The organism is Nocardia sp. NPDC055029 (assembly GCF_053608525.1).
In genome coordinates this window covers 65,310-89,608 of record NZ_JBSGVQ010000033.1, presented here as the reverse complement: position 1 = coordinate 89,608, position 24,299 = coordinate 65,310, and the positions used below count along the sequence as shown (strand labels likewise).

Annotated in this window: 21 protein-coding genes; 13 read left to right on the top strand and 8 right to left on the bottom strand. The window is 69.0% G+C overall.

What is annotated here, in order from left to right; genetic code table 11:
* Positions 1 to 431 (bottom strand): hypothetical protein (locus tag ACWF9G_RS25350; protein ID WP_452518327.1); only part of this gene is annotated, 431 nt, incomplete at its 3' end.
* A gap of 388 nt (positions 432 to 819) precedes the next feature.
* Between ACWF9G_RS25350 and ACWF9G_RS25345 the strand changes: the two genes are divergently transcribed.
* From ACWF9G_RS25345 to pheT, 3 genes are all read left to right on the top strand, one after another.
* Entirely contained in the window at positions 820 to 1,425 is a 606-nt protein-coding gene (locus ACWF9G_RS25345) for an FHA domain-containing protein (protein WP_452518326.1), read from the top strand.
* Between the two features lie 224 nt (positions 1,426 to 1,649).
* Positions 1,650 to 2,711 (top strand): phenylalanine--tRNA ligase subunit alpha, encoded by a 1,062-nt coding sequence (gene pheS, locus ACWF9G_RS25340; RefSeq protein WP_378851818.1) that lies wholly within the window; start codon positions 1,650 to 1,652, stop codon positions 2,709 to 2,711.
* A gap of 19 nt (positions 2,712 to 2,730) precedes the next feature.
* Positions 2,731 to 5,232, top strand: a complete 2,502-nt coding sequence (gene pheT, locus ACWF9G_RS25335; RefSeq protein WP_452518324.1) for a phenylalanine--tRNA ligase subunit beta — start codon at positions 2,731 to 2,733, stop codon at positions 5,230 to 5,232.
* A gap of 61 nt (positions 5,233 to 5,293) precedes the next feature.
* On the opposite strand, the gene ACWF9G_RS25330 is transcribed toward pheT, so the two are convergent.
* Both ACWF9G_RS25330 and ACWF9G_RS25325 read right to left on the bottom strand, forming a co-directional pair.
* Positions 5,294 to 6,157: a tyrosine-protein phosphatase gene (locus ACWF9G_RS25330; RefSeq protein WP_452518323.1), complete on the bottom strand. Its 864-nt coding sequence runs from the start codon at positions 6,155 to 6,157 to the stop codon at positions 5,294 to 5,296.
* A 127-nt stretch (positions 6,158 to 6,284) separates the two neighbouring features.
* Complete coding sequence (locus tag ACWF9G_RS25325) at positions 6,285 to 7,193, bottom strand: ribonuclease Z (RefSeq protein ID WP_452518322.1); 909 nt, start codon at positions 7,191 to 7,193, stop codon at positions 6,285 to 6,287.
* A 147-nt stretch (positions 7,194 to 7,340) separates the two neighbouring features.
* On the opposite strand from ACWF9G_RS25325, the gene ACWF9G_RS25320 reads away from it, so the two are divergent.
* The 8 genes from ACWF9G_RS25320 to ACWF9G_RS25285 all read left to right on the top strand — a co-directional run bounded on the left by ACWF9G_RS25320 (position 7,341) and on the right by ACWF9G_RS25285 (position 15,646).
* Entirely contained in the window at positions 7,341 to 8,693 is a 1,353-nt protein-coding gene (locus ACWF9G_RS25320) for a TerD family protein (RefSeq protein ID WP_452518334.1), read from the top strand.
* Complete coding sequence (locus ACWF9G_RS25315; protein WP_452518321.1) at positions 8,693 to 9,460, top strand: alpha/beta hydrolase; 768 nt, start codon at positions 8,693 to 8,695, stop codon at positions 9,458 to 9,460. The genes ACWF9G_RS25320 and ACWF9G_RS25315 overlap by 1 nt, the downstream gene beginning before the upstream one ends.
* 9 nt (positions 9,461 to 9,469) lie before the next feature.
* Positions 9,470 to 9,976 (top strand): PspA/IM30 family protein, encoded by a 507-nt coding sequence (locus ACWF9G_RS25310; RefSeq protein WP_379306987.1) that lies wholly within the window; start codon positions 9,470 to 9,472, stop codon positions 9,974 to 9,976.
* A gap of 46 nt (positions 9,977 to 10,022) precedes the next feature.
* Positions 10,023 to 11,045: a hypothetical protein gene (locus ACWF9G_RS25305; protein WP_452518319.1), complete on the top strand. Its 1,023-nt coding sequence runs from the start codon at positions 10,023 to 10,025 to the stop codon at positions 11,043 to 11,045.
* A 378-nt stretch (positions 11,046 to 11,423) separates the two neighbouring features.
* Positions 11,424 to 14,165, top strand: a complete 2,742-nt coding sequence (locus ACWF9G_RS25300; RefSeq protein WP_452518317.1) for a nitrate- and nitrite sensing domain-containing protein — start codon at positions 11,424 to 11,426, stop codon at positions 14,163 to 14,165.
* A gap of 29 nt (positions 14,166 to 14,194) precedes the next feature.
* Complete coding sequence (locus tag ACWF9G_RS25295; RefSeq protein WP_379038804.1) at positions 14,195 to 14,623, top strand: roadblock/LC7 domain-containing protein; 429 nt, start codon at positions 14,195 to 14,197, stop codon at positions 14,621 to 14,623.
* Complete coding sequence (locus ACWF9G_RS25290; protein WP_452518315.1) at positions 14,620 to 15,060, top strand: DUF742 domain-containing protein; 441 nt, start codon at positions 14,620 to 14,622, stop codon at positions 15,058 to 15,060. The genes ACWF9G_RS25295 and ACWF9G_RS25290 overlap by 4 nt, the downstream gene beginning before the upstream one ends.
* Positions 15,061 to 15,079: 19 nt before the next feature.
* Positions 15,080 to 15,646 carry a GTP-binding protein gene (locus ACWF9G_RS25285; protein ID WP_452518332.1) on the top strand — a complete coding sequence of 189 codons (567 nt, stop codon included), beginning with the start codon at positions 15,080 to 15,082 and terminating at the stop codon, positions 15,644 to 15,646.
* 63 nt (positions 15,647 to 15,709) lie between these two features.
* Here ACWF9G_RS25285 and ACWF9G_RS25280 read toward each other — a convergent pair whose 3' ends face one another.
* From ACWF9G_RS25280 to ACWF9G_RS25260, 5 genes are all read right to left on the bottom strand, one after another.
* On the bottom strand, positions 15,710 to 17,245 hold the full coding sequence (locus tag ACWF9G_RS25280; protein ID WP_452518313.1) for a hypothetical protein: 1,536 nt from the start codon (positions 17,243 to 17,245) through the stop codon (positions 15,710 to 15,712).
* Positions 17,242 to 17,868 (bottom strand): hypothetical protein, encoded by a 627-nt coding sequence (locus tag ACWF9G_RS25275; protein WP_452518311.1) that lies wholly within the window; start codon positions 17,866 to 17,868, stop codon positions 17,242 to 17,244. The genes ACWF9G_RS25280 and ACWF9G_RS25275 overlap by 4 nt, the downstream gene beginning before the upstream one ends.
* Positions 17,869 to 18,024: 156 nt before the next feature.
* The gene (locus tag ACWF9G_RS25270; RefSeq protein ID WP_452518310.1) at positions 18,025 to 19,410 is read right to left on the bottom strand and encodes a lipase family protein; all 1,386 of its coding nucleotides are present in this window, start codon (positions 19,408 to 19,410) and stop codon (positions 18,025 to 18,027) included.
* Between the two features lie 79 nt (positions 19,411 to 19,489).
* A complete protein-coding gene (locus ACWF9G_RS25265; RefSeq protein ID WP_379306973.1) occupies positions 19,490 to 20,131 on the bottom strand; it encodes a TetR/AcrR family transcriptional regulator in 642 nt (213 codons plus the stop codon).
* A gap of 45 nt (positions 20,132 to 20,176) precedes the next feature.
* The gene (locus ACWF9G_RS25260) at positions 20,177 to 20,821 is read right to left on the bottom strand and encodes a LysE family translocator (RefSeq protein ID WP_379306971.1); all 645 of its coding nucleotides are present in this window, start codon (positions 20,819 to 20,821) and stop codon (positions 20,177 to 20,179) included.
* 78 nt (positions 20,822 to 20,899) lie between these two features.
* On the opposite strand from ACWF9G_RS25260, the gene ACWF9G_RS25255 reads away from it, so the two are divergent.
* Positions 20,900 to 21,457: a sugar O-acetyltransferase gene (locus ACWF9G_RS25255; protein ID WP_452518309.1), complete on the top strand. Its 558-nt coding sequence runs from the start codon at positions 20,900 to 20,902 to the stop codon at positions 21,455 to 21,457.
* A gap of 67 nt (positions 21,458 to 21,524) precedes the next feature.
* Complete coding sequence (ppc, locus tag ACWF9G_RS25250; protein ID WP_452518308.1) at positions 21,525 to 24,296, top strand: phosphoenolpyruvate carboxylase; 2,772 nt, start codon at positions 21,525 to 21,527, stop codon at positions 24,294 to 24,296.
* Positions 24,297 to 24,299 lie beyond the last annotated feature (3 nt).

Below are 24,299 nucleotides of genomic sequence, written 5' to 3'. Positions count from 1 at the left end.
ATGTTGATGCCGCCGCCGGTGTTTCCGCCCGCGCCACCGGTGCCGTTTCCGCCCTTGTTGTTGTTGCCGTTGCCGGCATCACCGCCGGTGCCGTTGCCACCGTTGCCGCCCTGCTGCTTGTTGCCGAATCCGATGTTGATGCCGCCGCCGGTGTTTCCGCCGGCGCCGCCGGTGCCGTTTCCGCCGGTGTTGTTGTTGCCGTTGCCTGCGTTGCCGCCGGTGCCGTTACCACCGTCGCCACCCTGCTGGGTATTGCCGAACCCGACGTTGATCGGGCCATTGAGCGGGATCGGGGCGGCGGACGGGATCGGGGCGGCGGACGCCGCGCCCGCACCGAGGATCAGCATCGGCACCGCGATCGCGCCAAGGGCGAGGCCACGCAGCGTGGACTTGGTGGAGGTGGACTTGGTGGACTTGGTGGTGTTCGACATGGAGTGTTCCTTCGGTGTCGGGGGATGGGGTGGAGCTTTCGATGCCGTCAACGATGCCCGGCGCCACGGTGCTGCCGCATCCCCTTCCGGGTGAGCATCACCGCACCCTCGACGCGTTCCGAAAACCGAGTTACCGCAGCGCATTACCGAACCTCGCAGGAGGGTGAGCCCATCCTCACCCCGAAGGGGATGCGCGCGGCGCCGCGGGCCGTAGGAGCCAGAGAGTCGAAGAGTCAGGGTTCCCAGGGTGGCCGAAAACCACCCCAGTGTGGCTAACACCGCCCGGATTAGCGCACTACCGTGAAAGAACCGGACACAACCAGCGCCGATCGCCACAACCCGGACCCGAAGGACGCGCGCCTCAACCTCACCGAAAGAAACAAGCCCCGTGACAGATCCCGTCCTGACCTACACCGACCACGGACACGCCCACCAGATCCCGCTGACCACGGACCGCTCCCCGATCGTCATCGGCCGCTCCGCGCACGCCGATGTTTCACTGCCCACCGACCCGGACATCTCCCGGGTGCACGCCCTCATCGAACGCATCGGCACCTACTGGATCATCACCGACGAAAGCTTCTCCCGCAACGGCACCTTCGTCAACAGCACCCGGATCCGCGGACGCCGTACCTTGCGCCCCGGAGATGTCATCCGCATCGGCGACAGCGCCCTCACCTACCAGGAGGACCCCGCGACGGACTGCGTCGAAACCGAGATAGGCGACACCCTCGGCACGCACCCCGACCTCACCCCAGCCCAACACGCCGTCCTCACCGAACTGTGCAGGCCGTTCCGCGACGGCACCGAATACCCCATCCCCACGTCGAACCATGACATCGCCGACGCCCTGCATCTGAGCACCGAAACCGTCAAATCCCACCTGCGCGCCCTCGGCGTCAAATTCCAGATCGACAACTTCCCCCGACACCAGAAACGCGCCCGACTCGTCGCCCTCGCCCTCGCCAACAGCATCGCTGCCCCTCACCCCTGACACCTCTGTTCTCATCACCACCATGCGAACCCTGCGAAGACCAGCCTGACCTGGACTTGTCGGTCCGCACCGCGACCTTCCGGGGCGCCTTAGCACGGTCGCGAACCGCCCGCCGGGAATCCGGATGAATCGCGCCAACCCGATCCCATAGGATTTACGCAGCACCGATACGGGTAGGCAATGACGCACCCGTGAACCGATCCCCAGGGGAGAGTCGAACGATCGTGGCCGACGACAACAGTGGAGTCGAGCAGAACGCCTTGCTGACCGAGGAGGCACTCGCGGCAGCGGCAGCGGAGGCCGAGAAGGCGTTCGCCGCTGCGGCTGATCTGGATGCGCTGGCGGTCGCCAAGACCGACTACATCGGCGGCAAGTCGCCGATCGCGCTCGCCCAGCGCGGGCTGGGCGCGCTGCCCAAGGAGGAGAAGGCCGACGCGGGCAAGCGGGTCAACGTCGCCCGCAAGCGCGTGTCCGACGCGTTCGAGGCGCGCCGCGCCGCGCTGCTGGAAGAGCGCGATCAGGCCGTGCTGGTGGCGGAGAAGATCGACGTCACCCTCCCGGCCCGCCGTCAGCCGGTCGGCGCCCGCCACCCCATCACCGTCATCTCCGAGCAGATTGCCGACGTGTTCGTCGGCATGGGCTGGGAGGTCGCCGAGGGTCCCGAGGTCGAGACCGAGCACTTCAACTTCGACGCGCTGAACTTCCTGCCCGATCACCCGGCGCGCACCATGCAGGACACCTTCCACATCGCCCCGGAGGGTTCGCGCCAGGTGCTGCGCACGCACACCTCCCCGGTGCAGGTGCGGTCCATGCTGGAACGCGAGCTGCCGATCTACGTCGTGTGCCCCGGCCGCACCTTCCGCACCGACGAACTCGACGCCACCCACACCCCGGTGTTCTCCCAGGTGGAGGGTCTGGCGATCGACAAGGGCCTGACCATGGCCCATCTGCGCGGCACCCTGGACGCGTTCGCGCGCGCCCTGTTCGGCCCCGACACCCGAACCCGCATGCGCCCCAACTACTTCCCCTTCACCGAACCGTCGGCCGAGGTCGACGTGTGGTTCCCGGACAAGAAGGGCGGCGCGGGCTGGGTCGAGTGGGGTGGCTGCGGCATGGTCAACCCGAAGGTGCTGATCGCCAGCGGCATCGATCCCGAGGTGTACTCCGGGTTCGCGTTCGGCATGGGCATGGAGCGCACGCTGCAGTTCCGCAACGGCATTCCCGACATGCGCGACATCGTCGAAGGCGACGTGCGGTTCACCCTGCCCTTCGGTATCCGGTCTTAGAGAGAGAGCGACAAGTCACGTGCGAGTAGCGCAGTCCTGGCTGACCGAGATCCTGCAGCGCACCACCCCGGAATGGTCGGTGTCCGCCGACGAGCTCGATGCCGGTTTCGTCCGCGTCGGCCTGGAGGTCGAGGAGGTCGACGAGCTCGAGCCGATCGGTGGTGACATCGACAAGCCGCTGGTCGTCGGCCGTGTCGCCGAGATCACCGAGCTCACCGAGTTCAAGAAGCCGATCCGCTTCTGCAAGGTCGATGTCGGCAACCCCGAGCTGCAGGAGATCGTCTGCGGCGCCCGCAATTTCGCGGTCGGCGACCTCGTCGTCGTCGTGCTGCCCGGTGGCGAGCTGCCCGGTGGGTTCAAGATCTCCTCGCGCAAGACCTACGGGCACACCTCCAACGGCATGATCTGCTCGGTCGCCGAACTCGGCATCGGCAAGGATCACGACGGCATCCTCGTGCTCGAGCCCGGCTCGGCGCAGCCAGGTGACGACGCGAACGTGCTGCTCGGCACCGACGACACCATCATCGAACTCAACATCACCCCCGACCGGGGCTACTGCTTCTCGGTCCGCGGCCTGGCCCGTGAACTGGCCTGCGGCTTCGATCTCGAGTACGCCGACCCGGCCGTGCGGACCCTGGCCGACGGCGACGCGGAAGCGTGGCCGGTGCGGCTCGAGGCCGATTCGGAGTGCACCCGTTTCGGCGTGCGCCGGGTCACCGGGATGAACCCGGACGCGGTGAGCCCGCTGTGGCTGCAGCGCAGGCTGATGCTGTCGGGGATGCGCCCGATCTCGCCCGCTGTCGACGTCACCAACTACGTGATGCTCGAACTGGGTCAGCCGCTGCACGCGTTCGACGCCGCGAAACTCCACGGCGGCTTGGTCGTTCGCTCGGCCAACACCGGTGAGACCCTGCGCACCCTCGACGATGTCGAGCGCACCCTCGACGCCGAGGACGTGGTGATCGCCGACGACTCCGGCGTCATCTCCCTGGCCGGTGTGATGGGCGGCGGCAGCACCGAGGTCGGCGCGGGAACCACCGATGTGGTGCTCGAGGCCGCGACCTGGAACCCGCTGCGGGTGTACCGGACCGCGCGCAGGCACAAGCTGGTCTCGGAGGCGGGCAAGCGCTACGAGCGCGTCGTCGACCCGGAGATCAATATCGCCGCGCTCGACCGGGCGGCCACCCTGCTGGCCGAGATCACCGGCGGCACCATCGAATCCACGCTCACCGACATCCGCGTTCCGCTGGAGCCGGTCGCGCCGATCGCGATGGACATCGACCTGCCCGACCGCGTCGCCGGCGTCACCTACCCGGCGGGCACCGCCGTGCGCAGGCTCGCCCAGATCGGCGCCGGGGTCGAGATCGAGGTCAACGACGCTGGCAAGACCCAGCTGCTGGTGACCCCGCCGAGCTGGCGCCCCGACCTGTCCCAGCCCGCCGACCTGGTCGAAGAGGTGCTGCGGCTGGAGGGTCTCGAGCAGATCCCGTCGGTCCTGCCGTCGGCACCCGCCGGTCGCGGCCTGACCGCCACCCAGAAGCGGCGCCGGGCCGTGAGCCGGGCGCTGGCCTTCGCCGGTGGCGTCGAGGTGCCCGCGCCGGTGTTCCTGCCCGCCGGGGTGTTCGACGTCTGGGGTCTCGACGTCGACGACGCGCGCCGCAACACCACCCGCGTCCTGAACCCGCTCGACACCGAGCGCCCCGAGCTGGCGACCACGCTGCTGCCCGGTCTGCTGGAAGTGGCCATCCGCAATATCTCGCGCGGCGCCCGCGACCTCACGATCTACGGCATCGCCCAGGTCGTGCGGCCCGGCGCCGAGACCCACGCGGTCGCGGCGCTGCCGGTGGATCGTCGTCCCACCGACGAGCAGATCGCCGAGCTGAATGCGTCGCTGCCCGCGCAGCCGGTGCACGTGGCCGCGGTGCTCAGCGGCAAGCGGGACCCGCGCGGTCCGTGGGGCCCTGGCCGCCAGGCCGAGGCCGCCGACACGTTCGCGCTGGTCGACGCCGTCGCTTACGCGGCAGGTGTCACGATCGAACGCCGGGCCGCCGCCTACCTGCCGTGGCATCCCGGTCGCTGCGCCGAGCTGGTCGTCGACGGTGTCGTGGTCGGTCACGCGGGTGAGCTGCACCCGGCCGTCCTGGAGCGTGCCGGGCTGCCGCCGCGCACCTGCGCGCTGGAACTGGACCTCGACGCCCTGCCGCTGCTCGAGGCCCGTCCCGCGCCGACGGTGTCGGCGTTCCCCGCCGTCCTGCAGGATGTGTCGATCAGTGTCGAGAAGGCGGTTCCCGCCGCGAGTGTCGAATCGGCGCTGCGCACCGGCGGTGGCGACCTGCTCGAGGACATCGCCCTGTTCGATGTCTACGAGGGCGCGCAGGCCGGTGAGGGCCGCAAGTCCCTGACCTACGCCCTGCGTTTCCGCGCCACCGATCGCACCCTCACCGAGGACGAGGCCAGTGCCGCGCGCGATGCCGCCGTCGCCTCGGCAGCGACCGCGGTAGGCGCCGAACTGCGCGGCTGATCCGCATCCCGAAGGCCGCCCGGCATCCCACCGGGCGGCCTTCGCCGTTTCCGCCCTCAGGTCAGGAGACCAGGTTCTTCCGCAGTTTCATCAGGGTCCAGCCGTCGAGTCCGAGTCCGTCGGTGAGGTACTCGCCGAAGTCCCCGTACTTCTCCTCGATCTGCTGGAGCGCCACGTCGAGGTACGCGACCCGTACTTCCTGCAGGGGAATCAGCAGGTCCGGATTCTGCATGATGCCTGCCTGCTTCAGCTGGGCCCGCAGTGCGGCATCCGCCGCCGCCCGATACTGATTCGACAGCAGGTAGTCCTGCCGAGCCACCGACTCCGGCACACCGACGGCCCGCAGGGTCACGTAGGACAGCCATCCCGTCCGATCCTTGCCTGCGGTGCAGTGGTACAGCGTGGCGTTCGCGGTATTCGCGAGATCCTTGACGGACTGCCCGAACTTCCCCAGCGCGTCGGGGGTGAAGAAGTTGAGGTACACGTTCTGCATGATCTGCTCGGCTTTGCCGTCGCCCAGCATTGCCTGCTGCTGCACCGGATCCTTCGACGAAATCGCCTGGAACATCTTCGTGAACATACCGCCGTCGTCGATCGGACGGGCCACCAACGGAACTCCCGCGGGTAGCTTGTCCGCCCCCATCGCCTGCACCTCGGACGGCGTCCTGAGGTCGATCACAGTCTGGAGTTTCAACGCCGCCAGCTTCTGCAGATCGGCATCGGTCAGCTTGGCGAGCGCGTCGGCCCGAACAAGCTTGCCCGTCTTGACCTTGGCTCCGTCATAGGTGATGTACCCACCCAGATCCCGAACGTTGGCAGCACCCTGCAGGTCGATCTTGGTGGGTCCCCCCGCGGCAGGGGCTGCGCCGGCGGTACCCGCCAACCCCGCAGCCACCAACCCGACAGCCAGCAGCGGCACGGACACCAACGACAACAATGATTTCCGCTTCCGCGAAACAGATGAATTACTCATCCGCGAGACGATATTTCCGCCCTACGGCCGCGCCTCCGGTTCCCAAATGCGGCACCGCCCAGCAGGACTCGCTACTCGGTCACCGGGATCGGTCGTTTCGGTGAGCCACGCGGCGGGGCGGGAGCGGGACGCGGTCCAGATCGTGGGCGAGCACGGCGCCGGGGAAGTCCGCCTGCTCCAGGAACAGTGGGTCGTCGGCTTCGGCATAGCGTTCGGAGAAGTGAGTCAGGACCAGGGTTCGCACCCCGCAGGCCCGCGCCACCTCGCCCGCCTGCCGCGCCGTCAGGTGGCCTCGCTCGGCGGCCTGGCCGGTCTCGGAGTCGAGAAAGGTGGACTCGATGATGAGCATGTCCACGCCCTCGGCCAGGGCGAAGACGTTGTCGCACAGGCGGGTATCCATGACGAAGGCGACCTTCTGACCGGGCCTGGGCACCGTGCACTCCTCCAGGAGCGCGCCGGAAAGTTCGCGGACGGCCGAACCTGAGATGCCGTGCGCGCGTAGCTGTTCGGGCAAAAATGTCCGCCCGTCCGGCTCGGCGATGCGGTAGCCGTAGGTGGGAATGCTGTGGTCCAAGGGCAACGCGGTGAGCGTGAAGCCGTCACCCGGCAACGTCGCACCCGGGCCGCTGACGGGGTGCTCGACAAGCGTGGGCGAACCGTAGTAGCTGGTCGCGAACTTCAGGCGCTCCCAATACTCGGCGCCGTCGGCGGGGAACACGGCGTGGACAGCATGCGGTACTCCGTCGCGACCGAGCCGCTGCACGATGCCGGGGACGCCGAGGGCGTGATCCCCGTGGAAATGGGTGATGCAGACCCACTGCAGTTCGGTCGCGGAAGCGCCCGCGTGCGCCATCTGCCGCTGGGTACCCTCGCCCGGGTCGAACAGGATGCCCTGGCCGTCCCAGCGCAACAGATAGCCGTTGTGATTGCGGCGGCGGGTGGGCACAGCCCCGGCTGTGCCCAGCACGATGAGTTCCCGGGTCGACATGAGCCCATCCTCGCGGGTCGTGGCGGTGGTGTCAGGTCGATTTCCGGCTCGCGGTTCGACCGGCATCCGGACCAGGTGGCCGGCTCGGCCGAGGAGGGGCGACGGCTCGGGTACCGCGCGGGGCGGGATAGGTTGGCACGTGTGTCGATGATGAAAGGCGCCAATGTTGCGGTGCCTGCCTCCGCGGTCCGCGTCGAAGTGGGTTGGCAGTCGGGTGCGGAGGTGCCCGATGCCGACGTCTCCGCCCTGCTCCTCGCCGGTGCGAAGGTGCGCTCCGACGACGACTTCGTCTTCTACAACCAGGCGGTACACCCCTCGGGTGCGGTTCGCCACGAAGGAAAACAGCAGGGCCACACCGTCATCGACGGCCTGTCGGTGAACCTGGCACAGGTCGAGCCGCAGATCGAAACGATCGTGCTCGCCGCCTCCGCCGACGGCGGCACCTTCGGCCAGTTCCACGGCCTCTACATCCGGGTGATCGACGCCGCCACCGGCGCCGAGGTAGCCCGCTTCGACAGCGCCGGCGCCACCACCGAGACCGCGTTCGTCCTCGGTGAGCTGTACCGCCGCCAGGGTGCGTGGAAGTTCCGCGCGGTCGGCCAGGGCTACGACTCCGGATTGGCAGGATTGGCAACAGATTTCGGCATCTCGGTCGACGACGCACCCGCCACCCCGCCCGCCCCGGCGCAGTTCACCCCGCCGACCCCGCCGCCGTACGTCCCCGCACCCCAGCCGTACGCCCCGGCCGCTCAGCCGAGCCCGCCCCAGCCGTTCGCACCCCCGCCCCAGCCGTACGCTCCTTCGTCCCAGCCGTTCTCCCCGCCCCACCAGGGCCAACCTCCCGTCGCCCCGCCTCCCGCACCTCCGGTGAACCTGTCCAAGATCTCGCTGACCAAGGAATCACCCACGGTCTCGCTCACCAAGCACGGCGCGACCGGCGGCGTCATGCGGGTGAACCTGAACTGGACGTCGATGGCCGCGACCGGCCGCCTGTTCGGCAAGCTGCGGGGCAAGAACATCGACCTCGACCTGTGCTGCTTCTTCGAACTGGTCAACGGCGCGATCGGCTCGGTCCGCGCTCTCGACCGCCGCTTCGGCGCACTGTACGAGCCGCCGTTCATCCACCTCGACCAGGACGATCGCACCGGCGCCAGCATCACCGGCGAGAACCTCTCGATCAACCTGGACTACACCCAGTTCTTCCGCCGCATCCTGGTCTTCGCCTCGATCTACGACGGCGCGAGCGATTTCCGCGGCGTGCACGCCACCGTCACCCTGAACCCGGTGAACTCGCCGCCGATCGAGATGACCCTCGACGGCTGCACCGACAACTCCCGTGACGCCGTGCTCGCCGTGCTGGAGAACGTCGACGGCGAGCTGGTTGTCCGGCGCGAGGGCACCTTCGTCCGGCCGCCCGCCGGTCAGCCGGGCGGCGGTGTCATGGAGATCGCCCGGTTGTACAACTGGGACTTCGGCTTCCAGGCGGGCCGCGGCAAGTGATGCGACACCCTGCGACCCGGGCGCTGAACGCACTGGTCTACCACCCGGACAAGCACGTCGCCCAGACGCCCGCCGCCTACGGCCTCGACTACCGCGATCTGCACCCGCGCACCGCCGACGGCGTCGACCTGCACGGCTGGTTCGTGCGCGCCGACCGCCCACGCGGGCACATCCTCTACGCGCACGGCAACGCAGGCACCATCGGCGACCGCGTGCCGATCATCGCGCTGCTGGTCCGGGCCGGTTTCGACGTCCTCGCCTTCGACTACCGCGGCTTCGGCCACAGCACGGGATCGCCGGGGGAGCAGGGCACCTACCTCGACGCCAGGGCGGTCCGCGCCGCTCTGCTCGACCAGCCCGGCGTCGACCCCGATCGTGTGCTGTACTTCGGCAAATCGCTCGGCGGCGGTGTTCTGCTCGAGCTGGCCACCGAGCATCCGCCCGCGGGCATGATCCTGATGTCGACGTTCAGCAGCATGCGCGCCGCAGCCCGCTCGGTCTACCCGTTCCTGCCCGCTCCGCTGATCCCGAACGCCTACCCGAGCCTGCGCCGGATCGCCACGCTGCGTGTCCCGGTGCTGATGTTCCACGGCGACCGCGACGAACTGCTCCCGCTGCGCCATGCCGAACGCCTCTTCGCGGCGGCGCGGGAACCGAAGGAGCTGGTCGTGGTGCCCGGCGCGGGCCACAACGACGTCATCGACGCGCTCGGCCAGCGCTGGCCGCAGCGCATCACACAGTGGTCGGAGACCTTCCTGCCTGCGTAGCCTGGCGGTATGAGCGAAACGAGCGAGATCCTCGGCCGCCTGGCCGCGCTGCCCGACGCCGAGCTGGTGTCGGTGCTGCGGGCCGCGGTCGCCGGACGGCCCGGGCTCGGCGGCGTCGCCGCCGCGCTCGCCCAGGTCGAGGCCGGTCATGCGGAGACCGGATCACCTGTGACTCTGGACACGAACGTCGTGGACGCCGATGTGGTGTCCGTCGCATCGGACCAGGTAGGAGGCGCCATGCCGGTACCGCCGGTACCGCATGGCCTGCCCGGCGCCGCCGCACCCACTGTGACCGGCGGCTATTCCACTTCCGGAGTGCCGACATTCGACGCGGTTCGCGATAAGGTCGAGCAGCGTTTCGGCACCGCGCAGGGAATGGGTGAGCTCGACCAGCAGACCCCGGCGGGTCGCAGCGTCGACGAACAGTGGGAGGCGCGGGAGAAAGCCGCGCGCGAGCGTCTGGCTCAGATCCGGAAATCGATGCAGGGCAACGATTCCGGCGCCGACGACAAGTAGCCGCAAGGCCTCCCGTCCGAGCAACGACCGTGATGGGTGGACCCAGATGACACAGGCGCGCCAGATCGCCGAACGACTGCTCGACGCGCAGGTGGACTTCCTGCTCGCCGAGGTGACCGGCGACCGGTTCGCCGAGGTGATCGCGCGGGATGTGGCCGCCGTGCTGGCCGTCGGCGACACCATCGTCTTCGGTGACGCCGTCTCGCTCGAGCAGGGCGAGGAAACCGTGGCCACGGTGTTCGACCGCATCGGCGGCAGCCCCGTCATCGCCGACACCGTCGGTATCTTCTCCGACGCGATCTACGACCACATCGCGTCCAACACCGAGTACACCCTCGGCGACGTGGTCGACCGCGAGCCGGTGGAAGCGTTGCTGGAGAAGATCTTCGGCATGCACCAGGCCCAGGAGCGCATCCTGGACCGGCTCACCGAGAGCCCGCTCGTCGCCACCGTCGCCGCCCGCTTCGTCGACAAGCTGATCGGCGACTTCATGCAGGCCAACCGGGAACGCGCCGAGAAGATCCCCGGCGTCTCCTCGCTGATGTCGCTGGGCCAGTCGGCCGCCAACCGCGCCAAGAAGGTCGCAGACAGCACTTTCGTCGGCGACCTCGCGGGCAAGGGCGCGCTGTTCGCGCTCAAGCGCACCAACAACGCCATCCGCGACATGCTGCGCGACGCCCCCGTGCACTCGGCGGCGATGGAGTTCTGGGATCTGCACGCCGACGAGCCGGTGGCGGGCCTGCGCGAGTACCTCACTCAGAAGGATCTCAACGAACTGGTCCAGATCTGCTACGAGATCGCGGTGACGACCAGGGAGAAGGAATACTTCGGGATGCTGGTGCGGGAATGCGTCGAGGTGTTCTACGCCAAGTACAGCAAGCACACGCTCTCGGCGATGCTGCCCGAGCTCGGGCTGACCGCCGACGACATCAGCACCGAGATCCTGCGCTACGGCCCCGCCGTCATCGAGTCCGCCAAGCGCAACGGTGTGCTGGCCGGACTGATCCGGGAACGCCTCGAGCCGTTCTTCTTCTCCGAGCAGGTGCTCGGCATTCTCGGCGGCGAGTAATCACCATCGGGTCTCGAATTTCCGGAATATGCCGGGGATTTGCGGGTCGGGTCGCTATCGTTCATTTCTGATCGGTTGACGTGCCCGCGTTTGCCTCGGTGCCGTGCGAATCGCGCTGCCGGAAATGTGGCTGGCGTCACGACTCCCTTTCCCGGCTATGTGTCGAGCATCGAACGGGCCGGTCACGCAATTGCCGTGCGGGCTGTGAGCTTTCGGATACAGAAACCCCCGTTGATTTCCGGCATGTTGAGATCAGTGCACGAAACCCGTTCTTACACCGTCCCGGATTGACCGCGCGGTCCGCGCAGTGCAAGTTGACACCTGACTTTCGGTGGGCCGCCGGGAAATTCGCCCGGCGGCGTGACAAAGGAGCAGGTGGTGCGTTCACATTCCCGTCGGCAGGCCGCGGGTGGCAGGCTGATCCGGCCGCGCACCATCTCCGGCCAGCTCGCCCGGATCCTGGCGGTGTCGCTGGTGCTGGTGCTGGCGCTGCTCGGGCTGACGATGTCCACGCAGATCGGCGCCTTCCGCCGCAGTGGTGAGACCGTGGACGCGGTCGCGGTGGCACTGGCCGCCCAGGATCTGGTGCACCAGGTGCAGCGCGAACGCGGCCTGAGCAACGGACTGCTCGGTGGTGACCAGCGGCTGCTGCAGCCGGTCACCGATCAGCGCGCGGGCACCGATGCGGCACTGCGGAATCTGGCCGCGATCGTGGCGGCCGACCCGCCGGGTGCGGGTGAGGTGCGGTCGGCGCTGGGCCACCTGGCCGGTCTGCCCAGCTTCCGCTCGCAGATCGACACCCGCACGATCTCGCGGGCGGCGGCCTTCCAGTTCTACTCCGACAGCGTTGATGCGATGAACCGCCTGGTCCTCGGTCTCGACCAGGCCCGCGACCCCGCGGTGCGCCACGGCCTGCAAGCCCTCTACGCCCTCGGGGACGCGAAGGAGTTCACGGCGCGCGAACGCGGTTTCCTCAACGGCGTGTTCGCCGCCGGGGAGTTCGCGCCCGGGGAGTACGTGCAGTTCCTCGACATCCGCGCCGCCCGCAACGCCGCGCTCACCCAGTTCGACCGCGACGCCACCGCCGCCCAGCAGGACCGACTCGACCTGGTATTCGCCGGTGAGAGCGCCACGCGGGCAACCGAATCGGAGAACATCGCGATCGCGTCGACGGCCGGACCGGTGGTGCAGGCGGTCGACCCGGCGGTCTGGTGGTCGCAGATGACCGACGTGATCGACGCGCAGCGCACCGTGCAGCAGGCGGTCGGCGACGACGTCCGCGCTCGCGCCGCCGACCTGCGCCGCACCGCCGCGCTGATCCTCGCCGGGTTCGCCCTGGCGGCTCTGCTCGCGATCGCCGCCGAGGTGGCGCTGGTGTTCGCGAGTATCAGGGCCATCGTGCGGCCGCTCGCCCGGCTGGCCGCCGAGGCCGACGATGTCGCCTCCCACAGGCTGCCCGAGGTGATCGCCGCCTGGCGCGGCGCCGCCGACACCCAGCCTGATCCGCCCGCGCCCGTGCGCACCCCGCCCGGTGCGAGTGCCGAGATCGGCGCCGTCGCGGGCGCGCTGGACCGGGTCCAGACCACCGCCTTCGACCTCGCCTCCGAGCAGGCGCTGGTGCGGCGCAACACCACCGAGTCGATGGCGAACCTGGCGCGGCGCAACCAGAACCTCGTGCGCAGGCAGCTCGGCCTGATCAGCGAGTTCGAGCGCGAGGAACTCGATCCGAAGGCGCTGTCGAACCTGTTCGAACTCGACCACCTCGCGACTCGCATGCGCCGCAATGCCGAAAGCCTGCTGGTACTCGTCGGCGAGGCCAGCCCGCGCCGCTGGGCGGAACCGATCGCCCTCACCGACGTCATCCGGGCAGGCCTGTCCGAGGTCGACGACTATCGCCGGGTGATGCTGCGCCGGGTCGACGACATCGCGATCGCGGGTGCGGTCGTCAGCGAACTCGCTCACGTCCTGGCCGAACTCATCGAGAACGGCCTCGCCTTCTCCCCGCCCGACCTCGAGGTCGAGGTCTACGGGCGCAAGGTCGCGGGCGGCTACCTGCTCGCCGTCGTCGACCACGGCGTCGGCATGGCACCCGAACAGCTCGCCGAGGCCAACGCCCGCCTGCGCGGTGAGCAGGACTTCATCGTGGCCTCCACGCGCTACCTCGGGCACTACGTGGTCGGCCGGCTGGCCGGTCGGCTCGGCATCGATGTGGAGCTCAACACCTCGCCGGTGAGCGGCATCGTCGCGCGGCTGCTGCTCCCGCCGAGCATCCTGGCCGACGAAACATCTTCCCGCCCAGCATCATCAGTTGCCACGAGGGCGCAGGTCGGCGCGGACGAGGCCGGTGTGTCGGCGAGTCCGGCCGGCGCTCCTGGTGCCCACACTCAGGGCACGCACTCGGGGAAGCGCCCCGGAACGGCGTCGAACGGTGCTGACCGCCGAGTCGGACACAGCCGCGTCGAGATGCCGGTGCACACCACCAACGGCACCCAGCTGCCGGACGCTACCGATGGCACCGGGCGGTGGCAGGCCGCCGACGGCGGCGCGGCGGCAGACGGGAACGAGGCACCGCCGCACACTGCCAACGGCCATGCCTCGGACCATGCGGCGGGTGTGTCACCCTACGCGCAGTTCCTCACCGGCACAGGGAGTTCCGTCGGTGACCGCAGCGGCCGCAACGGGGCCGCACCCGCGGATTCGGTCGCCGCCCGGACCAGTAACGGATCGGCGGCGCCCGGGCTCCACGCGGACCGTCCCGACCGGCCGGTGGCCGAATCGATCGGCTCCGCAGCGCTCCTCGCAGATCATCTCGACCGGCCTGCGGTCGAATGGATCGGCTCCACAGCCTCCGACCCGGACCGTCGAGGCCTGCCCGCGGTCGAACCTGGTGGCCCCGCCGTCGAACGCACGCGCAACGGTCTGGTGAAGCGCAGCAAACGCGCCAAGATCACCGGCTCTCCGGACCGCCCTCGCCGTGAACCGGCGGCCCGCCAGGACCGTCCACCCGCCGTCGAACGAACCCCGGACCAGACACGCAGCATGCTGTCCTCCTTCCGCACCGGCCACGAACGCGGTGGCGATACCCGATCCGCGCCCACCCCGCCCGATCCGACCCACTGACCGATCGGACCCGACCTCAGGAGCCCCCGGTGACCACCCATCTACCGACCGCCGACCCCCACACCTTCAACTGGTTGCTCGGCAACTTCGTCCGCAACACCGACGGCGTGCGCGACACCGTCGCCGTGTCCTCCGACGGTCTGCTCATCGCCATGTCCGACGGCCTGGATCGCACCGGCGCCGACCGGCTCGCCGCCATGGTCTCCGGCCTGTCCAGCCTCGCCCGCAGCGCCTCGCGCAGTTACGATTTCGACGGGCTGAAGCTGATCATGATCGAGATGAAGCGCGGCTTCCTGCTGGTCTCGGCGCTGGGCGACGGTAGCTGCCTCGGCGTGATCGCCGACGGTGGTTGCGATGTCGGTCTCGTCGGCTACGAGATGGCGGTGCTGGCCGAACGCGCGGGCGCGCTGCTCGACCCGATGCTGATCGGGGAACTGCGAGAGTCGTTGCGCAGATGAGAGATCCCGATCGCCCGCGGCTGCCCGACCCGCGCATGATCCCGATGAACCGGCCCACCGGCTGGCGCGACGAGCTGGGACCGGTCCCGGTGGCGCCGACCGACAGCGCGGACGTCGAGGACCGCTTCGTCCGTCCGTTCGTGGTCACCGCGGGCCGCACCGTCCCGGTGCTGGACGGTCTGCGCATCGAGACGCTCGTCCAGGCGCCGCCGTCCGCGCTGTCGGCGCCGCTGCGGTTCGAGGAAAGAACCGTCGTGCGGTTGTGCCTGCGACCGCACTCCATCGCCGAAATCGGTGTCGCGCTGCGCGTTCCGGTCGGCATCGCCAAGGTGATCGTCAGCGATCTGGCGGCGGCGGGTCATGTGACCGTCCGCGACGCGCCGGAACTGTCGACCGCCGCCATCGAGAGGATCAGGGATCTTGTTCGGGCACTCTGAATTCCGCACCGCTCCGGCGATGCCGACGTCGGTCAAGATCGTGGTCAGCGGCGGCTTCGGCGTCGGCAAGACCACCTTCATCGGCGCCATCTCCGAGATCGAGCCACTGGTCACCGAGGCATCGATGACCGAGGTGTCGATCGGCGTCGACGACCCCGGCCGCCGCGCCGAGAAGACCGCCACCACCGTCGCTTTGGACTTCGGCCGGATCACCCTCGACCAGTCCCTGATCCTCTACCTGTTCGGTACCCCGGGCCAGGACCGCTTCGTCTTCCTGTGGGACGACCTGGTCGACGGCGCGCTGGGCGCGGTGATCGTCGTCGACACCGGCCGCGTCGAAGACTGCTACCCGGTCCTTGACTACTTCGAAGACCACAACACCCCGTTCGTCATCGTGGTCAACCGCTTCGACGACGCCACCCACTTCGACCTCACCGAGGTCCGCGAAGCCCTGGGCCTCGACGACTGGATTCCCGTCCTCGACTGCGACGCCCGCGACCGCGACTCCGTCCGCGACGTCCTCGTAGCCCTCCTCGAACAAGTCCTCCTCCACCGAGTCCAACCCCGCCACCGGGAGGTGAGCTGACCGGGGCGGGTCAGGGCTGGACGTGGACATCGAGTGCTCTCGGGCCACGCCCGGTGCCGCTGATCACCGTCGATTCAGCGTGATGTCCCACAGGGCGATGTGGAAGCGCGCATCGGTGACGTCGACCGAGGTGTCGGTGAAGCGGTTGCCGCCGAGGGTGTTTCGCACGAAATCCCGCACCGTGGCCGGTTGTGCGTCCAGCTCGGCGAGCAGCTGCTGTGGCACCTCGATGGTGCCGTCGAAGTACCGTGGCTGACCGGTGATTCCGGGCTGTTGTGGAGTTTGCCGCAAACCGTCGACGGTGTGCAGGACGACGTCGAGTCCGGTGCCGTCGCCGAAGTCGATGCGCAATGGGGTGGGGGAGACGGCCAGGTCGAAGGACTGCACACCGGCAGTCCAGCCCTGTGGCGAGACGCCCCGGTAGTCGTAGGGTGACGGCGGGCCCAGTGTTTCCCCGGCGCGGTTCACCGGCGAATTCTCCAGTGCCGCACCGGCTGGTGGCTGATCGGTGGCGACGAAGGTCCACGCCGACTCGGTGAGTGTCTTGCGCCAGAAGCCGGTTCGGCCACCGTCACGGCCTTCGACCCGCAGTTCCCGTGCGGCGGAGCCGGGTCCGGTCCGGTGGATGGAGATGCGGTCGGTGATCTCGCCGGGCACCTTCGGCTGCGCGACCCAGTCGGGGGCGGGCAGCTGGATGGCGGCGTAGCGGCTGTCGACGCGCTCGGACAGCATGTCGGGGGCTTCGGGGAGTCCGCGCTGATCCTGGTAGGAGTAGCGGAAGAAGACCTTGTCCGCGCCGGAGATGTCGAAATCGTAGAGGCGCGTGTAGAAGTCGCCGAACCGGTTGACAATCAGCGAGGTCGACGCGCTGGTGGACAGCGCCACCGCCTGGAAGCGGCCGCCGAACGGCAAACCCATCTCGTAGCTGTGATCCACCGGCAGCCACGGATCGACGTACTGGATTCGCTGGCCGCCGTGGGTCAGGGCGAACACGTGCGACACTTTCGCCCCGCCGACCGGATGCTCGTTGCCCGCGGTGTCGGTCCAGACGTGATCCTCGTTGGGCGACAACACCGACCACGACCAGGTCAGCGCACCCGGTGGGAGGGTGTTGCCGGGGCCGGTCCACAGCGGGGTGCCGTAGCGGCTGCTCCAGTTCCAATCCTTGGGCGCGCTCAGGGCATGGTCCATCGTGATGAAGCGGCCGTCGCGGTCGATCATCATCACTTCGTCGTCGTCGGCCGAGACACCGGCGATTGTGCCCGCCAGACACCCGGGCAGCGCGACTGTGCGCCAACCACCTTGCGCCGCAGCCTCTTTCACATACACGTCGCCTTCGCGGGCGGCGAAGGTCCAGCGCCGGTTGAACGACTCGGTGGTGGTGCGGAAGTAGACCTGCTCGGGCAGCGCGACAGTCGCCGGGGCGAAATCCGCCAACCCCGCGGTGGACTCGTCGACAGTCACCTCCGGCGTGCCGACCGTACCCACCGGCAGACATCCCGGATCGGCGACGGACGCCGATTGCGTTGTCGCCCCGGCGAAGACCAGACCGGCCGCCGCGAGCAGCGCTCCACGCCGCACGGCGTGCCCGTGCCTCACAGCCACCCCACCGCGCCGAAACCGGCCAGGGCGACGGCATTGATCCCGAAGATCGTGCCGACCACCAGCGCCTTGCTGCGCACGCTGGGCAGATCATGCACGAAGAAGCAGGCCGCGAAGAAAGGCACGTACCCGATGATCCAGATCAGGAACGGGAAGCCGGGCTGCCACCACGACCAATCCCAGGTGAGCACCCCGGCCTTGTTCAGCAGCACCTCGACACCCACCGCCGCGGCGGAATTCGCCGCGATCAGCACCGGCCGGTTCGGCAGCCCGAAGATCCGGGTTTCCCTGGGCGGCAGCATCTTCGCCGCCGCGATCCCCATGATCGCGAACATGAAGCAGATCTCGATATTCAGCCCGATGAGGATCTGATACGCCGTCGGCCCGCTCGCCGCCCACACCGGCGCACGCTCGGTGAAGTGGAAGACCAGCGCGTTCCAGATCTCGTTGAACCAGTCCATGCCCCACAGCGCGAGCCCCGCGAACAGCACATTCCAGTTCCGTCGCTCGATCTCGACGGAATAGATGTAGATGACCATCAGCAAGAGCGGAATGACATACCACTTGAACTGATCCGCATCGCGAAGTAATTCCAGCGCAGCCCGTGCATTGTCGGTCAACGGGGCACCTCCTGCTCATAATCGACGAACCCGGCGAGTATGATACAAATCAACACAGAACGTCAACGTGTATCGCCGAATCGGCGTCGATCCTGAATCAGCGTGTGCGCGAACACGACCGGGGCATGGTCATCGACCACGCCCCGGCAGCGGACCTCAGCGGGAGCCCAGCGGCACGCCGAAGAGGGTGGCGAACTTCGCGGAGAGGGACTCGCCGAGGAAGTCGAGCGCGCCCGGAGTGGCCGCCATGGTGCCCGCGTCGGAGGTGGTGCAGCCGGCGGGGGCGGGGACACCGTCGAGACGGTCGCGCAGCCACAGCAGCGCGGCCGGTCCGCCGACGACCTCGGCGACGATGTGCTCACTGGCGTGGTCGCGGGTGTAGGTGAGTGACGTCTTCGGGTCACGGCAGTACGTGTCGACCAGGGTGTTGGTGGCCGAGAGGGGCAGGATTTCGTCCCAGGCCGAATGCCAGACGTACAGGGGCATGTCGGGCACGGACTTGCCCATACGGGTGTCGTCGAGCATGGCCGCGACCGGCGGATCGTCGAGCGGATTGCCGTCGGAGCCGATCATGCCGATCATGTTGAGGAACGGCAGCAGTGCCGACTGGTACTGCACACACAGGGGCGACTTGATCGCGGACAGCCCCTTGCCGACCGGGTCGAGTCGCTGATCGAGGTAGGCCGCGAAGTCGGGGTACTCGCGCGTGAGCCCGAGGACGGCCGCGAAGACGAGACCCGAGGTCGCCTGGTTGTTCGCCATGCTCAGTGCCGCACCGAGATCGGCGCCGACGCCACCCTCTGCCGCGCCCACGATGTTCAGTTCGGGCGCGTAGGAGGCCTTCAGTTCGGCGGCATGGCCGGTCGCGATCGAGCCGCCGGAGTATCCGTAGAGCCCGACCGGCGCGGTCGGGCCCACTTCGAGCGGCGCGAACGAGGTCGCCGCGCGAATTCCGTCGAGGGTGATCCGGCCGGCCAGCGGTCCCGCCGCATAGGCCGAGTTCGGGCCCTGGTGATCGGGAACGACGACCGCCCAGCCCTGCGCCAGCGCGGTCTGCGCGAAGAGAAACTCGGCCGGAACGACGATCTGACCAGCCAGGGGCGCGACCGAAAGATGTTGCAGCGCATAGGACGGCGCGCAGTAGCCCGCGGTCGAGTCCTCGGCCAGCTGCACCGACAGCAGCTTGCGCGGCTCGGGTGCCTGCCCGCGCGGCTTGATCACGGTGGCGACCGCCGGGATCGCCTCGTCGCGGCTGTTGTTGGAGCGATACGACACCTGCCAGGCGTCCACGTCGATCGGCAGCAGGCCGAAGTCGGCGATCCGCACCTGGCGGGCCGCGATGATCGCGCCCGGCGCCGTGGCCGCCACGATGTCGGCGGGCGGCAGGTAGAAGCCCGGATCCAATTCGGGCGGCAGCGGAACCACCGGTGCGGGCGCCACCGCCGCCGGCTCGGCGGCCAGCGGGCCTGCCACCACGACCGTTGCGGCCGCGAGCACGCCGGTCGCCAGGGCGAACCATCGCAGAGCGAGGGGAGATCTCATCGTGCACAGTCCTCACGTGAATTGAGACGCCTTCGTCTCAATGACGGTTACTATGGCACGGGTGTGGCGTGGATCGCAATCAGCGGCCGGGGTGTTCCGCGGTGGTGAGGGCGTTGAGCAGGGTGGAGAACACGTCGACCAGCTCGTCGACGGGCGGGCGCGGGTCGTCCAGGCTCCACTGGTGCACGGCGCCGTTCACAGCGCCGATGAATGCCGCCATCGCGACCCGCCAGCCACCGGGTGGCGTCCGCACCCCGTCGCGCCCGGCGGCGATCGCGGCCACCACCTCGCCCCACTGGTCCCTGACCTGTGCGCGATGGGCCTCGATCGCCGGGCTCACGCCGACGATGTCCACGAAAGCGACTTTGGCGCACCGGATGTCGTCGGTGATCGCGGTCGTGTACGCCCGCACCGCGGCGTCGATGAGCGCGCGCAGGTCATTGGTCTGCGCTGCCGCCAGCGCCGCGGCGACCGCCTCCCTCGCCTTGCCCTGCACCGTGTCGTACACCGCGACGAGCAACTCCTCGCGCCCGGCGAACTGCTCGTAGAACTGCCGCCGCGACAGCCCCGCCGCCGCGCACACATCGGTCAGCGAACTGTTGGCATACGACTTCTCCGCGAACACGGTCAGCCCCGCCTCGATGAACAGCGCCCGGCGCTCGATCTGCCGTTCGGCGACCGAGGTACCGGTGTAGTTGTGTCGGGTCCGCGCTGTCGTCACATCTCCGACCCTACTTTCACGCCGTCGCCGGCGCCCCCACGGTGGTCAGTCTTTGCGCCCGGTGAAGGCCAGCGAGGTGCCGAGGCCGATCATCACCAGCCCGCTGGTGCCGCCGACCGCGGCCAGGCGGCGCGGGGTGCGGGCGATCCAGCCGCGCACGGAGTCCGCCGCGAGCGCCCACAGCGAATCGAACACCAGCCCGAACAGGGGGATGCAGATGCCGAGCACCAGCATCTGCTGTGAGACCGCGCCCCGGGTGGGATCGACGAACTGCGGCAGCAGCGCCGCGAGGAAGACGATGGTCTTCGGATTGGCGAAGCCGACGACGAACCCGTCGCGGAGTACGGCGGTGGTGGAGAAACCCGGCGTGGCGTGCTCGGGCTGGAGTGCCCTGGCCAGGTCGGCGCGGTGCCTGATCGCCTGGACTCCCAGATAGACCAGATAGAGCGCGCCGACCAGTTTGACGGCGGTGAACACCGCCGCCGAGGTGGCGACGAGGGCGCCGAGCCCGACGGCGACCGCGACGACCTGCACGTACACCCCGACCGAATTGCCCACCACCGTCAGCAGCGCCGCGCGCCTGCCGACGGTGAGCGCCCGGCTGATCGTGAACAGCACGCTCGGGCCGGGTACCACGACGAGCAGGAAGGACAGTCCCGCGAAGGAGGCGAGATGCGTCATCGACACCATGCCGACCCACGCTATCCACCGGACCACCGCGAGGCAACGGCGCGCAACGCCCCGACGGGCGCCCATACACTCGGCGCAATGGGCGAACAGAAGCAGCGGATGTTGAGCGGGCAGCTGTACCAGGACAGCGATCCGGAGCTGGTGACCGAACGGCAACGGGCACAACGGTTGTGCGACGAGTTCAACCGGACCGGTCCCGACGAGACCGGGCGCAGATTCGAGGTGCTCGGCGAGCTGCTGGGGAAGGTGGGGGAGGGATCGTGGATCATGCCGCGATTCCAATGTGACTACGGCTATCTCATCGAGATCGGCGCCAACAGCTTCCTCAACTATGACGCGATCCTGCTCGACTGCGCGCCGATCGTCATCGGCGACGACTGTTCGATCGGCCCGCGCGCTCAGCTGCTGACCGCGCTGCATCCGATGGACGATCACGAGAAGCGCAGGCAGCGGTGGGAATCCGCGGCGCCGATCCGGATCGGGAACAACGCCTGGTTCGGCGGCGGCGTGATCGTGTGCCCTGGGGTGACCATCGGTGACGATGTGGTCGTCGGCGCGGGCAGTGTGGTCACCCGCGACCTGCCGGACCGGGTGTTCGCCGCGGGCAACCCGGCGCGAGTGATCCGGCACCTGTAGGCCGGATCACTCGTGCGGGGCGCGTCGCCGGGTCGCGTCGCGGGGACGGCGGCAATACTGTCTTTCCATGGGCGAATCGCGAACCGTGCAGGAGCAGGAAGCGACCCGGCCGCTGCGCGAGGACATCCGGTTTCTCGGTGGCATCCTGGGCGACACCATCCGCGACCACGAGGGTCCCGAGGTCTTCGACCTGATCGAGCGGGTGCGCACCGAGGCGTTCGCGGTGCGCCGCGAGGAGGTCGAGCGCAGCGCGGTCGCCGACATGCTCGACGGTACCCCGACCGAGGTCGCGATCCCGCTGATCCGGGCGTTCAGCTACTTCGTGCTGCTGGCCAACCTCGCCGAGGACATCCAGCGTGATCGCCGCCGCGCCGCCCACGTGTCGGCGGGGGAGCCGCCCCAGGATTCCTCGCTGGCCGCCACCTACGACAAGCTCGACGCGGCCGCCCTCGACGGTTCGACGGTGGCCGAGCTGCTCACCGACGCCCTCGTCTCGCCGGTGATCACCGCGCATCCGACCGAGACCCGCAGGCGCACGGTCTTCGACGTGCAGGCCAAGATCACCGCGCTGATGCGGCTGCGGCGCAGGCTGGAGCCCGGCGATCCCGGGTTCGACGACTCCGAGCGACAGATCCGCCGGGAGGTCCTCACCCTGTGGCGCACGGCGCTGATCCGGTTGGCGCGCTTGCGGATTCAGGACGAGATCTCGGTCGGCCTGCGCTACTACGACCTGACCCTTTACGACGTGATCCCGGCGATCAACGCGCAGGTGCGCGCCGCGCTGCGCTCGCGCTGGCCCGATGCCGAGCTGCTGCCGCGCCCGCTCTTGCGTCCCGGCTCGTGGATCGGTGGTGACCGGGACGGAAACCCGTATGTCACAGCGGAAGTCGTGCACACCGCGGCCGAGCAGGCGTCGGCCTACGCCTTCGGCCGGTATCTGGACGCGCTGGTCGACCTGGAGAAGACGCTGTCCCAGTCCGCCCGGCTGGTGCAGGTGACGCCCCCGGTCGCCGCGCTCGCCGAGGCGGGCTATCCCGATCCGGCCGTGTTCGCCGACGAGCCGTATCGCCGTGCGCTGCACGCGATCCGGGCCCGCCTCAGCGCCACCGCGGAACTGGCGCTCGGCGAACTGCCGGAGAACGGCCTCGACACCACGGCCGCGCCGTATGCCACCCCGCAGGCGGTGCTCGACGACCTCGACGCCGTCGACGCCTCGATGCGCGCCAGCGGTGACGCGCTGCTGGCCGACGACGGCCTCGCCGCGCTGCGGCACGCCATCGAAACCTTCGGGTTCCACCTGCAGAGTCTGGACCTGCGCCAGAACTCCGAGGTGCACGAGCAGGTCGTCACCGAACTGCTGGCCTGGTCGGGCGTGCACACCGACTATCCGAGCCTGTCCGAGGCCGACCGCGTCGACCTGCTCGCGAACGAACTGCGCACTCGCAGACCACTGCTCGGCCCGCACGCGCAGCTGAGCGAACTCGCCGGCAAGGAGCTCGGGGTGCTGCGGGCAGCCAAGGAGGTGATCGACACCTTCGGCGCCGCCGCCATCCCGAACTACATCATCAGCATGTGCACCTCGGTCAGCGACATGCTCGAGGCGGCCCTGCTGCTCAAGGAGGCGGGCATCCTCGATCCCGGCACCGCCGAGGGCACGCCGAGCAGCCCCGTCGGCATCGTTCCGCTGTTCGAGACCATCGAGGATCTGGACGCAGGCGCGGCGACACTGTCGGAGGTACTGGAGGTTCCGGTGTATCGCGAGCTCGTCGCGGCGGCGGGCATGCGGCAGGAGGTGATGCTCGGCTACTCGGATTCGAACAAGGACGGCGGGTATCTCGCCGCGAACTGGGCGCTGTACCGGGCGGAACTGGACCTGGTCGAGGTGGCGCGGAAGTCGGGAATCCGGTTGCGGCTGTTCCACGGTCGCGGCGGCACCGTCGGTCGCGGCGGCGGCCGCAGCTACGACGCCATCCTTGCCCAGCCCGCCGGGGCGGTGCGCGGTTCGCTGCGGCTCACCGAACAGGGCGAGGTGATCGCCGCGAAATACTCCGAACAGGGTGCGGCCCACCGCAATCTGGAGTCGCTGATCGCGGGCACGCTCGAATCGACCCTGCTGGATGTCGAAGGCCTCGGTGACGACGCCGAACCGGCCTACGAACTGCTCGACGACCTGGCCGCCCGCGCCCGCGCCGCCTACGCGCGACTCGTGCACGACACCCCGGGATTCGTCGAGTACTTCCGCCAGTCCACCCCGGTCGCCGAGGTCGGCGACCTCAATATCGGCAGCCGCCCTGCCTCGCGCAAACCCACCAATTCGGTGGCGGACCTGCGCGCCATCCCGTGGGTGATGGCCTGGAGCCAGGCGCGCGTCATGCTGCCCGGCTGGTACGGCACCGGCACCGCACTCGAGGAATGGGTGGGCGGGGACCCGCAGCGCCTGGCCCGGCTCACCGACCTCTATCAGCGCTGGCCGTTCTTCCGGACGGTGCTGTCGAACCTGGCGCAGGTGATGGCCAAGAGCGATCTCGACATCGCCGCGCGCTATGCGGACCTGGTCGAGGACGCGGCGCTGCGCGCCCAGATCTTCGGGATGATCCGCGACGAACACGCCCGCACCATCCGCATGTATGTGGCGGTCACCGGCCACGACGAGTTACTCAGTGACAACCCGTCACTGGCGGAGTCGATCCACAATCGTTTTCCGTACCTGGAGCCGCTCAACCAGCTCCAGGTGGACTTGCTGCGTCGGTTGCGCGGCGGTGACGATTCCGAACTCGTGAAGCGGGGCATCCTGCTCACCATGAACGGCCTGGCCACCGCCCTGCGCAACTCGGGTTAGCCG

What these genes read in the sequence shown, in the direction of transcription:
- ACWF9G_RS25290 (WP_452518315.1), top strand. Translation starts at nt 14,620, where the DNA reads ATGAGAGATCCCGATCGCCCGCGGCTGCCCGACCCGCGCATGATCCCG.
- ACWF9G_RS25320 (WP_452518334.1), top strand. Translation starts at nt 7,341, where the DNA reads ATGATGAAAGGCGCCAATGTTGCGGTGCCTGCCTCCGCGGTCCGCGTC.
- ACWF9G_RS25315 (WP_452518321.1), top strand. Translation starts at nt 8,693, where the DNA reads ATGCGACACCCTGCGACCCGGGCGCTGAACGCACTGGTCTACCACCCG.
- ACWF9G_RS25260 (WP_379306971.1), bottom strand. Translation starts at nt 20,821, where the DNA reads ATGGTGTCGATGACGCATCTCGCCTCCTTCGCGGGACTGTCCTTCCTG.
- ppc (WP_452518308.1), top strand. Translation starts at nt 21,525, where the DNA reads ATGGGCGAATCGCGAACCGTGCAGGAGCAGGAAGCGACCCGGCCGCTG.
- ACWF9G_RS25305 (WP_452518319.1), top strand. Translation starts at nt 10,023, where the DNA reads ATGACACAGGCGCGCCAGATCGCCGAACGACTGCTCGACGCGCAGGTG.
- ACWF9G_RS25270 (WP_452518310.1), bottom strand. Translation starts at nt 19,410, where the DNA reads ATGAGATCTCCCCTCGCTCTGCGATGGTTCGCCCTGGCGACCGGCGTG.
- ACWF9G_RS25255 (WP_452518309.1), top strand. Translation starts at nt 20,900, where the DNA reads ATGGGCGAACAGAAGCAGCGGATGTTGAGCGGGCAGCTGTACCAGGAC.
- ACWF9G_RS25285 (WP_452518332.1), top strand. Translation starts at nt 15,080, where the DNA reads ATGCCGACGTCGGTCAAGATCGTGGTCAGCGGCGGCTTCGGCGTCGGC.
- ACWF9G_RS25325 (WP_452518322.1), bottom strand. Translation starts at nt 7,193, where the DNA reads ATGTCGACCCGGGAACTCATCGTGCTGGGCACAGCCGGGGCTGTGCCC.
- ACWF9G_RS25310 (WP_379306987.1), top strand. Translation starts at nt 9,470, where the DNA reads ATGAGCGAAACGAGCGAGATCCTCGGCCGCCTGGCCGCGCTGCCCGAC.